Genomic DNA, 14242 nt, shown 5'->3' on the forward strand with positions numbered 1-14242 from the left:
TTAGGGTTAGCTTTTAGCGGTTAGGCATTAGTCTGGATGATTAGAATATTCTGTCATTAAGCAAAACTGGAAGAACGAATAATATATCAACAAGCCGAAAAGCTAGTAGCCAACCGCTAAAAGCCAACGACTGATCAAAGTCTGTCTATCAGCATTCCGCCATCTACGCCGATAACCTGACCGGTAGAGTAGGGGAAATCGCCTCTTGTGAGCGATGCTACGGCTTTTCCTACGTCATCTGGCGTTCCCCAGCGTGGTTGCAGCGCCATTCCATTCTCAAAAAGTCCATTATATTTCTCCTGAACTTTGGCGGTCATGTCGGTTGCAATTACACCTGGACGAATTTCAAAAACCGGAATATTATATTCTGCCATACGAACAGCAAAAAGTGCGCTGGTCATAGCCAGACCGGCTTTTGAAACACAATATTCTCCACGGTTTGTTGATACCACAGTGGCGGAAATTGATGTGACAAAAATGATGGTTGCTTCAAATACATGATTATTCTGCTTAGCATGAGCCATTTTTTTTGCAACACTTTGGGTGAAAAAAAATGGTCCTTCCAGATTGGTTGTTAATACTTCCTGATAATTTTCAGGAGTCGTTTCAAGCAAATCCATTCTAACCCGCGGCGCAATTCCTGCATTATTGACCAGCAAATTTATTGGTCCAAAAAACTCGTAAGCCTTGGCGATGATTTTCTCACGGTCTTCCGCAATCGCAATACTTCCCTGACAATAAAGTACTTCTGCACCGAGCTGGCGAAGTTCTTCCAATGCTTCTGCTGCATTTTCTTCGTCACGAACGCCGTTAATGGCAAGATTGAACCCTTCTTTTGCCAGCGATTTAGCAATTCCGAAACCAATTCCGCGACTTCCTCCGGTTATAAGTGCTGTCTTTTTCATAAAATATCGGGTTGGATTATGAACAGACTTTTATAATTCGTCAATGGTAACCCATTGACGCTTTTCCCAGCTTTCTATTCCTTTTTCGGCTAGTTGAACACCACGTGCTCCGGCTTTAAGATTCCATGGGAACGGCGTATCTTTTACAACATGTTTTAAAAATAATTCCCACTGCGCTTTAAAGGCATTATCAAAATTTTCCTGCTCCGGTACTTTTGACCAGCCATCGAAAAATGGAATTGGCTGAGCTATATCCGGGTTCCAGACAGGTTTTGGCGTGTTTCCGTAATGTTGGGTATAACATTCACGCAAGCCAGCCACAGCAGAACCTTTTGTTCCGTCAACCTGCAAAGTCAGCAAATCATCCCGACGAACACGAACTGTCCATGAAGAATTGAACTGGGCGATGACATCACCTTCCAACTCAAAAGTCGCGTAACATGCGTCATCGGCTGTGCATGTATAGGGTTTGCCATTTTCATCAATTCTTTCAGGAATATGTGTTGCTCCCAAACATGATACTGCTTTTACTTTTCCAAAAAGATTATCAAGCACATAGCGCCAGTGGCAAAGCATATCGACAATAATTCCGCCGTCATCTTCTTTTCTATAATTCCATGAAGGGCGTTGGGCTGGAATGGAATGTCCTTCAAAAACCCAGTATCCAAATTCCCCGCGAACAGAAAGTATTTTTCCGAAGAAATCATTTTCCATCAGCCGTTTCAATTTCAACATACCCGGAAGCCACAGTTTGTCCTGAACCACACCGTTTTTAAGTCCTGCTGCGGTAGCGAGATCGTAAAGTTCAAGTGCTTCTTCCGTTGTGGTACCCGTTGGTTTTTCGCAATAAATATGTTTCCCGGCCAGAATGGCTTTTTTCACCGCCGGCGCTCTGCGACCTGTTACCTGTGCGTCAAAATAAATCTGAAAATGAGGATTAGCCAGAACAGAATCCAGATCAGTCGTGAATTTTGTGATGCCAGATTGTTTGCCCAAAGCTTCCAGTTTCGCTTTATTTCTCCCAACCAGAATCGGGTCCGGCATAATGATTTCGTCTGCCGAGATTTTTACACCACCTTGTTCAATGATGGCTACAATGGAGCGAAGTAAATGCTGGTTGGTTCCCATGCGGCCCGTTACGCCGTTCATGATAATGCCGATCGTATGAGTAATCATCTTTTTAGGTTTTGGCGTTTAGTTATTAGCTTTTAGCTTGTTGATAATTGATATTTTGAGGCTTGTTTAATTTTCTATACGTTTTGAATAAAAGCCTCTGTGACTTCTTTCAGGAAAATATTCTGGTCTTTTGCCCAGTGGATATTTGAGAATATTTCAACTTCACAAAATCCCTTGAAACCGGCTGCTTCCACCCAGCTTCTTATTTTTTTTAGGTCGATACAACCTTCGCCCATTAATCCACGATCATTCAAAAGATCGATTGTATTTACTTTCCAATCGCAAACATGGTAAGCGAAAAGATTTCCATTCGCCCCACAGCGGGCTATTTCTTTTTCCAGTTGCGGATCCCACCACAAATGATAAACATCCACCGCAACGCCAACATAATCTGACTTGAAATACTCAGCCATATCATTTGCTTGGGCTAATGTGTTAATTGCGGAACGGTCTGCGGCATACATCGGATGCAGCGGTTCAATGGCCAGTTTTACATTCAGTTTTTCCGCCAATGGTAAAATCGCTTCAATCCCTTCACGTATCTGATTTCTGGAAATATCAAGCGACTGATCTGGTGAAGCTCCACAAACCAGAACGATCATAGGAGCACCCAAAGCGGCAGCTTCTTCAAGCAGTTTTTTATTATGTTCAATCGCTTGCGCCCGTCCTGCACTATTTGTATGAGGGAAAAATCCGCCGCGAACATAAGAAACAATTTCAAGCCCGGCTGCACGAATTATTTCGCCGGCACGCCTCGGACCAATTCCTTCGGTAGCATTCTGCCAGACACTAATACCTTTAACTCCTGCTACCGCATATTTCTCAACAGCCTCCGAAAGTGCCCAGGGCTTTGTCGTAATGGTATGAATGCAACAGCGATCGAGAGTCATCTTTTAAATGGTTAATTGTTAATGGTTAAGGGTTAATGTTGGGTTGGTTGAATTTAGAGTTTTGTAAAACAGTTGGATAGACTGCTGATGATTTTAATAAAATAGGTTTAAGCGTAACGCCTCAAATGCCATCATTAACCATTAATCCTTAATAATTAACAATTAGAAATTAACCCTTAACAATTACAGAATTGAGATAATTGTAGTATGGCAATCCGTTATTTATCCGATGCAGATAAAGCGCTACTTCCCTTGCGTGGTAATCACCCCACATACTGGATTCTCCGTTTGGTACCTTTTGTCCATCCGGAATATTATCCCAGCCATTTGGACGGTGATAAACAGAATGAAGAATAAGACCCTGATGCGTTGGATCTGATGAAAGATATGGTTCGTCGAAAAGTGTGTTGATCGTAGTTAATCCGGCCTGCCAGTATTTATTTCCTTCTTCGGACAGATTTTTATCATTCAAATATTTTCCCAATCTCAACAATCCCTGCGCGCCGATGGCTGCCGCTGAGCTGTCAATCGGTTCAAAATCATTGTATGGGTCAGATTTTTTGCTGGTGTAATCTCCTAATTTGTAAAGCTGAGGAGCTCCGGTATCCCAGTATGGAATGCCATCGGATGCAGTATGTTTTATGTAGAAATCGCAGGTAGCTTTCGCGGCTTTGAGATAAATGTTTTCAATATTTTCCCGTCCACCGATCTGTTCCAGTTCTACATCTGAGAAAAAAGAAAGTGATTCCAATTGTTCGGCAAAACCGGTCATCGCCCAGGCCAGTCCTCGTGTCCAGGTTGTAAAGCCGGAAAATCCCTGCTGCGAATTTGGACAACGGAAATTTCCATCGCTGGTATTAAATACACTTTCATGCGCCGTTCTGCCCCAAAGATCATAGCTGTCGCGACCTTCACCATAATAAACAGAATATTTTGCAGTAGCCAGGGAATGAAAAGTGCCTCTTTCCAGAAGACTTGTTTTTACATCATTTTCACCCATCAGACTATGCCCCAATAAATGGGAAACCATCAAGGCGCGGACGGAGCGGATGGTATCAACAAATAAGGAATGCGGACCGTTGAAAGAATGAATATATCCCTGGCCGTCTTTGGTATTTGTCCAGCGTTTTGCCTGAACTGCACCGGAAACTTTTAGCGCCAGTTCATAAAAATCCCGCTCCCATTTATTTTCTTCAATCCGGCCTTCGTTCATTAAACGAAGTAAATTCCCGTAAGTACTAACATTATTAAATCCATGGTCATGCACACCAAAATGGCTGACATGAGAAGCCATATAATCAACCGTATTTTTTCTGGCTCTTTCTAAAAAAGATTCGTCGCCGGTAACATCAAATTGTAAAACTTCAGCTCCGTATTGAAAACCTTGCGTCCATTCAGTCCAGCCGCGGGTTGTATATTTCCCGTTAACCGTAAAAACCGGCGAGCCTTTGGAGGTATCGTATTCTTTTGAAATAAGATTAATTTTTTCCGATGAAAGTTGCCACAACCTATTAATTTTTGGTTGAAGCGAAGCTGCGGACAGGTCGTTACGAATCTCCATGCGTTAATATCAAAAGTATTATTTAGCCTTTTTATTTTAGGATAATACAAAGATATATTTTCAATGAAGTGTTGACAAGGTACATTTCTGTTAATAAATGGTACTTTTCCGAACATGGTCGCGGTACTCGTTTGGCGTCAATCCGGATTTACGTTTAAATATCCGGCCAAAATAGGAGGGATCGTCAATATGAATATGGTAAGCGATTTCTTTACTGCTCAGATTTGTAAATACAAGCAGGCGTTTTGCTTCCAATAAAAGTTTATCCAGAATATATTCCTGTGTTTGTATGCCAAGAAACCGTTTCACAGTTTTGCTCAAATAATCCGGAGACACTTTCAGGATGTTTGCATACTGCTGCACTTCATGAATTTCCAGAAAGTTTTTTTCAACCAGTTCCTGAAAACGACCGACGATTTCGGGAACAGACGAGGCAGAAGTTTCATAAGATCTTATTCCTTTCTGACTTATGATGGCACATTTTTGAAGTAGCAGACCAAGATATTGTCCAAGCATGTTTTGATCCGGCTCGTTTCCTAAATGATCTTCAACCATATTTTCCAGAATGTTGTGAAAATAATGGCGTTCCATTTCTGATAATCGTAAAATAGGCTGTCTTTTTCCCGATTGAAAAAAGTGAAACTTGGAAAGTGAAGTGGCAGATGGATTGTAAAAGGTGTAAAAATCTTCTGAAAAAGCGACGATAAAACCTTGGCAAGGAGCTGAAAAAGTCAAAAGATGGACTTGTCCGGGTGTTAAAAAATGCATTCCGGTTCCCTGCATGGTGTAGGAATGAAAATCAATTTCATGAAATCCCTGTCCTTCTTCGATGAACAAAATTTCATAATAGGTGTGCCGATGCGGGGTATCTGTTGGCAATGGAGTTATGGGTAGTGTTTCAGGTATTTCCGTTGAAGTTCCATTACTGTTTTTAAACCGGTAAATTTTCAGTGCCGGAACCGGACTTAGTGATTTTGGAAGTGAATGAACAGGGATGTTATCAAACATGAAAGCACTATTTAGATTTTCTTAACCTTCCTATTCTTTTGAAAAGCCAAAGTATCAGCAGAACTACCAACGCCAAAGCAACGATCGGCAGAAAAACGGCGAGACCTGACAAACTGAACGAAGCAATATTTTCAGCCGTGGACACGACCGGGTTGCCAAAGCCGGCTGTTGTTTTTGACGAAAATAAGCGCAGCAGACCCGTACCAGCCTGAACCAAACCAGCAGTGCCGCCACCCAGAATAATTCCTAAGCCCCAATGCAGTACCGGATTATCAATTTGAATAAAAGAAGTCGAAAGTAAAATTCCGGCAAGAACGGCAGCCGGGGTGGCGATGGTATCCAGTAAATTGTCAATGAAAGGAACATAGTAACCACTAATTTCTGCAATAGTTGCTGTCAATAAAACAAAAAATGCCGGCCAGGTGGCCATCCATGCAAAGCCTTCACCCGGCGTTATCCATCCACACAGCGTAGCAATATTAGCGACCAGCATCGGTAGAAATACACGAAAACCGCTGCTGGCGCTCAGGCCCACTCCAAGACAAATACTTAGAAAAATTTCCATGGCCTGATCGTTTGGATGAAGAATTCAGAAAAGCGGCAGTCAAGAAAGTTAGACAAAAAAATGAATTCTTCGTTTCTTTGGTGACGAATTTTACTTTTTCATTGTTGATGGTAAGATATGTGACAGTGAACAACAAATAAGAACCAACAACCACCAGTTTGTGAATCAGGAAACCAAAAGCGGCCAGATATTCGATCTGCCAACTCTTAAACGTTTATATACATTCGTTAGGCCTTACCAGAAGCAGTTTTATTTGCTGATCGTGATCATTATGGTCAACGCGGTATTGGCTCCGTTAACACCACTTTTGATAAAATATACCATTGATAAACCGATTGCCGAGGGGAATTATAATCAGCTGGCGATTATGCTGGGTGTTATGGTTTTGGTCTTAATTGTGCAGGGCGTTGTCCAGTTTTGGAATACCTATATGTCAGGCTGGCTTGGGCAATATATTATCCGTGATATCCGCGTTCAATTGTATGAAAAAATTATTGGACTGCGGTTGAAATTTTTTGATAATACACCAATCGGTCGTTTAGTAACGCGTACAATTTCTGATGTAGAAACGCTTTCTAATGTATTCAGTGATGGTATGGCGGCTATTGCAGGCGATATTTTGCAGCTGACATTGATCATTGCCGTTATGTTTTATACCGACTGGAAATTGTCAATCATCAGCCTTTCGATGATTCCGTTAATGCTTTTTTGTACCTATGTTTTCAAAGAAAAAATTAAGGATGCTTTTAACGAAGTACGTGCTGCTGTTTCTAACCTGAATTCATTTGTTCAGGAGCATATTACCGGAATGAGTATCGTTCAGATTTTTAGCAGTGAAGATATTGAATATGAGAAGTTTCAGGAAATTAACAAGATTCACAGAGACGCTAATATCCGGTCAATTTTATATTACTCAGTTTATTATCCGGTTGCCGACGTAATTTCTGCGGCGGGTACGGGGCTTGTAGTTTGGTATGGTTCGAAACAGATTTTAAATGCGGAAGTTACTTTCGGTACCGTTACTGCATTTGTCATGTTTATCAACCTGTTTTTCCGTCCGATCCGTCAATTGGCCGACCGTTTTAATACGTTACAAATGGGAATTGTAAGTACCGACAGGATTTTGAAACTGCTTGATAGTGATGAATATACCTCAAATGAAGGCACTTATGTACCGGAAGTAATCAAAGGCGAGGTAGAATTTAAAGATGTCTGGTTTGCCTATAATGACGAAGATTATGTTTTGAAAAATATCAATTTCAAGGTACGTGAAGGAGAAACAATCGCTTTTGTAGGAGCGACCGGTGCCGGAAAATCTTCGATTATAAATTTATTAAGCCGTTTTTACGATATCAATAAAGGACAGATTTTTGTCGATGGCGTTGAGGTTCATGAATATGAATTGAATGCTTTACGGAAAAATATTGGTGTCGTTTTGCAGGATGTTTTTCTATTCTCCGATACCATTGAAAACAATATCCGTTTAGGTGATTTTACAATTACGCATGAAAAGATTGTAGAAGCAGCAAAACTGGTTGGTGTTCATGATTTTATTGAAAGACTTCCGGGCGGTTATACTTACAATGTGATGGAGCGAGGAGCAACCTTATCCGTTGGTCAGCGACAGTTAATTTCCTTTGTTCGTGCGATGGTCCACAATCCTAAAATCATTGTTCTGGATGAGGCCACGTCTTCTGTGGATAGCGAAACGGAAGAACTGATCCAGAAAGCAATTGAGAAATTAATGGTAGGCCGTACAGCCATCGTTATCGCTCACAGACTTTCAACCATTCAGGAAGCAAACAAGATTATTGTTGTCGATAAAGGTGAGATTATGGAAGAAGGCACGCATGAGCAATTGCTTGAAAAAGAGGCATTTTATGCGAATTTGTACCGGATGCAGTATAAGGAGGTTTTAAAGATTGGGTAGAAAATATTTCTTGAATATTAAAGTTAACAGACCAGCTTGTTCTCAATGTAGAATAAGTTGGTCTGTTGTTTACGAGGTATTTTAATCGAAGTTTGAATAAAGTTTGTGAGTTTGAGTTTTGTAGGTAAAATTGCTTCTACATATCAACGTTGTGAAGTACTAGAGGTGATTTTTTATATCTAAACTTTACATCAACAATGGAAAAAGTATTACCCCGATCCTTGTCGGTATACCCGACTGTCCATTTTCTTTCCAGAAAAGAACGAGAAGTTCTCGTGCTCGTCGCCATGGGAATGACTTTAAAAGAGATTTCTATCAAGCTGGACGTTCTTCCCAAAAGTATTGACAATTACAAAGACCGGATTACTAAAAAATTGGGTGTGAACGGATATGGCGCACTGGGCCATTTTGCTTTCGAGAACAAAGCTTTGCTCCTTGAACTAGGGGTTTTCCTCTTTCCAAAGCCGGTAGTTGAAATTTCAAAAGTCAGGACCTTGCCGTTTAAAGAAATGGAAAATACTGCGGGAGGCGGTAACCGGACTGTAAAATACCGTTTCTGATGGCAGATATGAACATTCTCTATCCTGTTTTTTAAAATCAATTAAATCTCCAATCTCTTTATTACAGCCATGAAAAAGTTGCCGAAAGATCTAATGACTGAAATCACTGGTGGTGCTTGCAAAGGTGCAATCATACAATTGGGAAGAGCATTTATGCTAACCGGAATACTGTCCGGATGGGTAGCCCAGGTATTTTTTATGCCTTTTGATTTCTGTCAGTTCAGGTCTGATAAGCCAATTTCACCTCAAAAATTGAGGTGAAATTTCTTTTGTTTTTCAAGAAAAATTTGTAATATATTTGTTTTGTCATGACAATGTTACGTAACATAGGCGGAAACCCAAACCGCGTGGGAAGTGATTTGGGGCGAGTTTTATTTTTAATTTATTAAAATGAAAAAGCTAAATTATTTACAGATGTCGCTAAGTTCGTAATATACTATTTTTAGTAAAGGGGGGGAGATCTAATCAAACTCCCCTTTACTAAATTTACCTAATGTAAAATTTATAATAAAATGAAAATAACAAGCAAGATATTAGGATTTGTTACGTTAGGGCTGGCTATTTTCTTACTGTGCGGAGGTTAGAATATATCAGATTATATTAGAAAATCGTCAATTTCTGATCGTAGAGATATAATATGTGGTTTTGTGTTTGGAATAGTTATTGTGTTTTTATCCAAGAGACAATATAATTTACCAAAAGAATGAATATTAGGACTTTTACATTTTTGATTTTTGGTATAGCACTGGTAATGATTGCCACTAGAAAATTCGTATTAGTTGATAGTATGTATTTTAGTAGCTACGCTGATTTATTCTCTGACGATCAAATAAAAGAACTGATTTTTTTTAAAACTAAGTGGCAATGGCTCGGTTATATATTAATCCCAGTAGTTTATTTGTTAAAATGTTTAGCTGTTGCATTATGTCTAAGTTTAGCTACTTATTTTATCTATGAAAGATTTTTGTATGAAAAGATGTTTAGCGTAGTCATAAAGGCTGAATTTATTTTTATAGTACCCGCATTAACAAAACTTTTTTGGTTCTTATTTTTTGTAAAAAATTACACGATCCAGGACTTTCAATATTTTTATCCTCTGTCAATGTTAAATATATTTAGCCCTAATTCACTGGAAACCTGGCTAATATACCCATTACAAGTCCTAAACATTTTTGAACTCATCTACTGGATTGTGCTGGCCTATTTATGGAACGGTGTTAGACAATATAATTCTGGGGCTAAAACCGGAGTGCGAAAACCTGGAATCTTTTTTTAATCAGGAACCTTACCTGACTTTCCTGAACACTTTGCCGCAGGGATTGATGACATTGGTGGGAGAAGAAGGATTAAATTTATCAGGTGGTCAAAAGCAGTGGATTGGCATTATGCGCGCCTTGTTTCATAAGCCGGGGCTGTTGCTTTTGGACGAAGCCACGTCTGCGATGGATGCACAAAACGAACGAAAGGTTTTGAATTTATTAAACAGTCTCAAAACTGATATAGCCATTCTTTACGTATCACATCGCTTGCATACACTGGCTAATTTTTGTGACCGAATTTATATTTTAGAGGAAGGAAACCTGGTTATTTCCGGTTCTCATGATGAATTACTTGAAACAGATAACATGTATAGCCGGTTTTGGAAGGATTTGGAAATTGAATTTTTGGTGAGATAAAACTTTTATAACCAACTTATAATAATGTAATTAGGAAGGGAATCTCCTGTAAAGTCAATTATTTATTCAAATATTGAATAAATTTTATAGTTCGTATTCTATTGGTTAATATTGATTCGTCATTATAGGTAAAAGGAATTTGAAGAAATTTGATAATGAATAGCTGACTATATTTTGAGATTTTTTCCTAACATTAATTGATAAATTGAATTGTAGATGGAACTCAAAGATCCTCACGCACGATTATTTCTTTTCTCAGCTTTTTTAATTGTAGAATTAGTATTGCTTATCCTTATCTTTCGAAAAGATAATGACTATAACTCAATCGAAGGTTTACTTGATAGCCAACTACTTCTTACTATTTTGCTTTTAATCAGTTTTTCAAATCAGTTGTGGAAGGCTTATCGAGAAATAAAAAAGACAGGGGAAGAAAATGACTCATATACAAGGAACGATTCTTAATTTATATCATTATTGAAGGGCTTTACATTTCTAAGGTTTGACAACCTTCAAATATCAGTCAATAACATTACTTTTCAAATTGAACAGCAAATGGACTTAAAATATCCTCACATTCGCTTAATCCTTTTCTCAATCTTAGCGATTATCACAATCCCACTTTCTATAAATTCCTTGAGAAAAGACATCGATTTTTCCTCATTTAACGACTGGCTTGATAGTCAATTATTATTAAACAGTAGTATGTCAATCAGTTTATCGGTTCAGGCCTGGAGAGCTTATAAGGAAACCAAAAAGATAAAAGAGGAAGAAATAGATAGAAATTGATTGGAATTATTTATTACAAAAATTGAGGCGCAAAATTGAATTTTACGCCTCAATTTTTGTAATAAATAATATTAATTTTTCCTCCCCGTATCACTCGTACTTGGTATCGGTGGCGGTCCAATTAAAAAGTCATCATCCGCACCACCTGTTCCGGTACTATCTCCGCCTACGTTCAGAGTATCACTCCGGCTGGATTGGAAATAATTTGGACAGTTATATTCCTTATCAATTTTGAAACTGGGTTTCGGAAATGGCCCGGGTTCTATCCCAATTGATTTGTCTTTGTATATTTTTTCAAGGAAACTCCCGACAATTGGTAAAGCGGTTTTTGCACCTTCACCGAGATTCGTTGTCCGGAAGTGGATACTGCGGTCGTCACCACCAACCCAGGCACCGATCACAAGATCACGTGTGATACACATAAACCAGCCATCTGAGTTATTAGAAGTTGTACCGGTTTTTCCACCGATTTCATTGTTATTTTTTGTTACATCAAACTTCCAGCGAATACTTCCTGATGTTCCCCCTGCTTCTTCAACACCGCCACGCAACATATTGACCATTAAAAACGCAGATTCCGGACTGATTGCCTGACGCGGTTCAGGAGCAAATTCCTGCACAATTTTTCCGTTTTGATCTTCAATTTTTGTTACCAGGATTGGCTCAGTATATTGTCCGTTGTTGACAAAGACACTATAAGCCGCAACCATATCATATAACGTAACATCAAACGGTCCAAGGCCGATGGAAGGTACCGCTTTCAGGGGCGTAGTGATTCCCATCTTTTTGGCATAACGCACCACATTGGCCGGTCCCACATCGTCAGTTAATTGAGCTGTAACGGAGTTGATAGATTGTGCCAATGCACGGCGTAAAGTCATATTGGAATAAGTAAAATAGCCATTTGCATTTTTCGGCTTCCATTCTTTCTCCTCACCATCTTCCATGTAAGTTTTTACAAATGGCTTATCTTCAATCTCATCACATGGCGACATGTTATAAGTTGAATCATCAATAGCCGTGGTATAAACAAAAGGTTTGAAAGTTGATCCTGGTTGGCGTCTTCCCTGTTTTACGTGGTCATATTTGAAATAATTGTAATCTAGTCCACCAACCCAGGCTTTGATATTTCCATTATGCGGATCCATCGCCATCATACCTGCACGCAGAATATGTTTGTAATAATCCAGAGAGTCCATCGAACTCCAGTATTTTTTTATCTCGCCACTGGTTTTCCAGTCATAAACCATCATGGTGTCTTTTTTATTAAGATACCATTTTATGCTGTCAGGCTGATTTGGAAATTTCGCTGCCAGTGACTTGTAACGGCTCGTACGTTTTACCACCGATTCAAGAAAATCAGGGATTTCTTTTCCGTCTTCATCAATCCATGGATTTTGTTTTCCCCAGTGATCTTCAAAAACGCGTTGCAACTGTTTCATTTTCTGAGTCATTGCTTCCTCTGCCTTTTCCTGCATGCGGGAGTCAATGGTTGTGTAAATTTTCAATCCGTCCGTATAAAGGTCATAGCCATTTTCATCACCCCATTTTTTTACAAAATCAACAACCGCATTTTTGAAATAATTGGCGTTGCCGTCGTATGGCGTTTCAAATTTGGTTTTTAATTCAATCGGTAAAGCACTGATTGAATCCGCAGCTTTTGCAGATAAATAACCGTATTTCTGCATCTGACCAATAACGACGTTACGACGTTCCAGCGATCTTTTGATATTTCGTACCGGATTATAAGTCGTGGTAGCTTTTTGCAAACCTACCAAAACAGCTGCCTCCTGTACATTCAAACTATCCGGAGATTTGCTGAAATAAGATTTTGCTGCGGTATTAATTCCGTAAGCATTATTTCCAAAATCTACCGTATTAAAATACATGGTCAGGATTTCCTGTTTTGTAAAATTCCTTTCCAGCTTAATGGCCGTGATCCATTCCTTGGTTTTATAAATCAGCGTACTCAATCCGGGAACATATCCCAGCAATCCGCGTGCATCTCTTTTTCGGGTTTTGAAAAGTTTTTTTGCCAGCTGTTGTGTTACAGTACTTCCGCCACCACGATCCGTTTCGCCTTTTGCGATACCAAAAGCCACACCAGCCATCGCCCGGTAATCAATCCCTGAATGTTCGTAAAAACGAATATCCTCAGTAGCGATAAGCGCCTTAATAAGATTTGGGGAAATTTGATCGTAAGAAACCGGCGTTCTGTTTTCAGTATAAAATTTACCGATCATGACACCGTCAGAAGTGTAAATTTCTGAAGACTGCGAAACTTTCGGGTTTTGAAGATCTTCTACACTTGGCATACTTCCCATCAACCAGAGGAAGTTCGTTTCAATACAAAAGATGTAAAAGAAAAATCCTATAAATCCATATAGAAAAAACTTCCATGTAAAAACGATAGGCCTGTAAAAAGCGGAGTTTTTGTCAAGATTTTTGTCCCACCACGCATGATAGGCTTCCCTATTTTGATGCAGGGAAAGAAAAAACGCTTCTGTCTTTGTCGTGCCGACAAAGAATGCAGAAATACGGAAGACTATACTTTTAATTATTGTTCTAAGCTGTGTTCCAATGAATTGAAACATTGCTTTCAGATTCTTGTAGAAGGTTTTGATAACTTCCATCAAACGTTAAGTTTCATAAAGGTGTCAAAGATAACAAAAGCCGGACACATCTCTGTATGTCCGGCTTTACGAGTGGCTCGCACTAAGATTTTTTAATAAATTTAAGTGCCACGCCGTTCATGCAATATCGTAATCCGGTTGGCTTTGGTCCGTCGTTAAAAACGTGACCCAAATGACCGCCGCAAGTTCTGCAAACTACTTCGGTACGGATCATACCGTGACTTCGGTCAACAATTTCTTCAACACTTTTTTCAGCGATCGGTGTAAAGAAACTTGGCCAGCCTGATCCCGAATCATATTTTGTTTCTGAACTGAAAAGAGGTGTATCACAAGCCGCGCAAACATAAATTCCTTCTTCTTTATTATCATTCAGCGGACTGGTGAAAGGTCTTTCGGTACCTTTTTCACGCAAAACAAAACACTGCTGTCCTGTCAGTTCTTTTGCCCATTCCTCTTCTGATTTTATTACTTCTCTCATCGATTTTTTCGGTTTAAGTTTTAAGCATTTGTCATCCCAAATTGAAATACAATTCAATGAACAATTGCTAATAT

12 protein-coding genes are annotated in these 14242 nt (G+C 39.4%); 4 read left to right on the plus strand and 8 right to left on the minus strand.

Annotation, left to right across the window (positions count from 1 at the left end; genetic code table 11):
- Positions 1 to 134: 134 nt before the first annotated feature.
- From IEE83_RS02535 to IEE83_RS02560, 6 genes are all read right to left on the minus strand, one after another.
- Entirely contained in the window at positions 135 to 905 is a 771-nt protein-coding gene (locus IEE83_RS02535) for a 3-ketoacyl-ACP reductase (RefSeq protein WP_194119056.1), read from the minus strand.
- Between the two features lie 30 nt (positions 906 to 935).
- The gene (locus tag IEE83_RS02540) at positions 936 to 2081 is read right to left on the minus strand and encodes a Gfo/Idh/MocA family protein (RefSeq protein WP_194119057.1); all 1146 of its coding nucleotides are present in this window, start codon (positions 2079 to 2081) and stop codon (positions 936 to 938) included.
- 74 nt (positions 2082 to 2155) lie between these two features.
- Positions 2156 to 2971 carry a sugar phosphate isomerase/epimerase family protein gene (locus IEE83_RS02545; protein ID WP_194119058.1) on the minus strand — a complete coding sequence of 272 codons (816 nt, stop codon included), beginning with the start codon at positions 2969 to 2971 and terminating at the stop codon, positions 2156 to 2158.
- 169 nt (positions 2972 to 3140) lie between these two features.
- Positions 3141 to 4532, minus strand: a complete 1392-nt coding sequence (locus IEE83_RS02550; RefSeq protein WP_194119059.1) for a glycosyl hydrolase — start codon at positions 4530 to 4532, stop codon at positions 3141 to 3143.
- Between the two features lie 90 nt (positions 4533 to 4622).
- Positions 4623 to 5540 carry a helix-turn-helix domain-containing protein gene (locus IEE83_RS02555; protein ID WP_194119060.1) on the minus strand — a complete coding sequence of 306 codons (918 nt, stop codon included), beginning with the start codon at positions 5538 to 5540 and terminating at the stop codon, positions 4623 to 4625.
- A gap of 7 nt (positions 5541 to 5547) precedes the next feature.
- Positions 5548 to 6105 (minus strand): DUF4126 domain-containing protein, encoded by a 558-nt coding sequence (locus IEE83_RS02560; protein ID WP_194119061.1) that lies wholly within the window; start codon positions 6103 to 6105, stop codon positions 5548 to 5550.
- A 160-nt stretch (positions 6106 to 6265) separates the two neighbouring features.
- Between IEE83_RS02560 and IEE83_RS02565 the strand changes: the two genes are divergently transcribed.
- From IEE83_RS02565 to IEE83_RS02580, 4 genes are all read left to right on the plus strand, one after another.
- Positions 6266 to 8035: an ABC transporter ATP-binding protein gene (locus IEE83_RS02565; RefSeq protein WP_194119062.1), complete on the plus strand. Its 1770-nt coding sequence runs from the start codon at positions 6266 to 6268 to the stop codon at positions 8033 to 8035.
- 197 nt (positions 8036 to 8232) lie between these two features.
- Positions 8233 to 8595 (plus strand): helix-turn-helix transcriptional regulator, encoded by a 363-nt coding sequence (locus tag IEE83_RS02570; RefSeq protein WP_194119063.1) that lies wholly within the window; start codon positions 8233 to 8235, stop codon positions 8593 to 8595.
- A 1172-nt stretch (positions 8596 to 9767) separates the two neighbouring features.
- Entirely contained in the window at positions 9768 to 10271 is a 504-nt protein-coding gene (locus IEE83_RS02575) for an ATP-binding cassette domain-containing protein (RefSeq protein WP_228101650.1), read from the plus strand.
- 216 nt (positions 10272 to 10487) lie between these two features.
- Positions 10488 to 10733 carry a hypothetical protein gene (locus IEE83_RS02580; protein ID WP_194119064.1) on the plus strand — a complete coding sequence of 82 codons (246 nt, stop codon included), beginning with the start codon at positions 10488 to 10490 and terminating at the stop codon, positions 10731 to 10733.
- Between the two features lie 395 nt (positions 10734 to 11128).
- Here the strand turns inward: IEE83_RS02580 and IEE83_RS02585 are convergent, their stop codons facing one another.
- Both IEE83_RS02585 and msrB read right to left on the minus strand, forming a co-directional pair.
- The gene (locus IEE83_RS02585; RefSeq protein WP_194119065.1) at positions 11129 to 13690 is read right to left on the minus strand and encodes a penicillin-binding protein 1A; all 2562 of its coding nucleotides are present in this window, start codon (positions 13688 to 13690) and stop codon (positions 11129 to 11131) included.
- 82 nt (positions 13691 to 13772) lie between these two features.
- Positions 13773 to 14168 (minus strand): peptide-methionine (R)-S-oxide reductase MsrB, encoded by a 396-nt coding sequence (gene msrB, locus IEE83_RS02590; protein ID WP_194119066.1) that lies wholly within the window; start codon positions 14166 to 14168, stop codon positions 13773 to 13775.
- Positions 14169 to 14242 lie beyond the last annotated feature (74 nt).

The sequence above is a fragment of the Dyadobacter subterraneus genome (genome assembly GCF_015221875.1).
GTDB lineage: Bacteria > Bacteroidota > Bacteroidia > Cytophagales > Spirosomataceae > Dyadobacter > Dyadobacter subterraneus.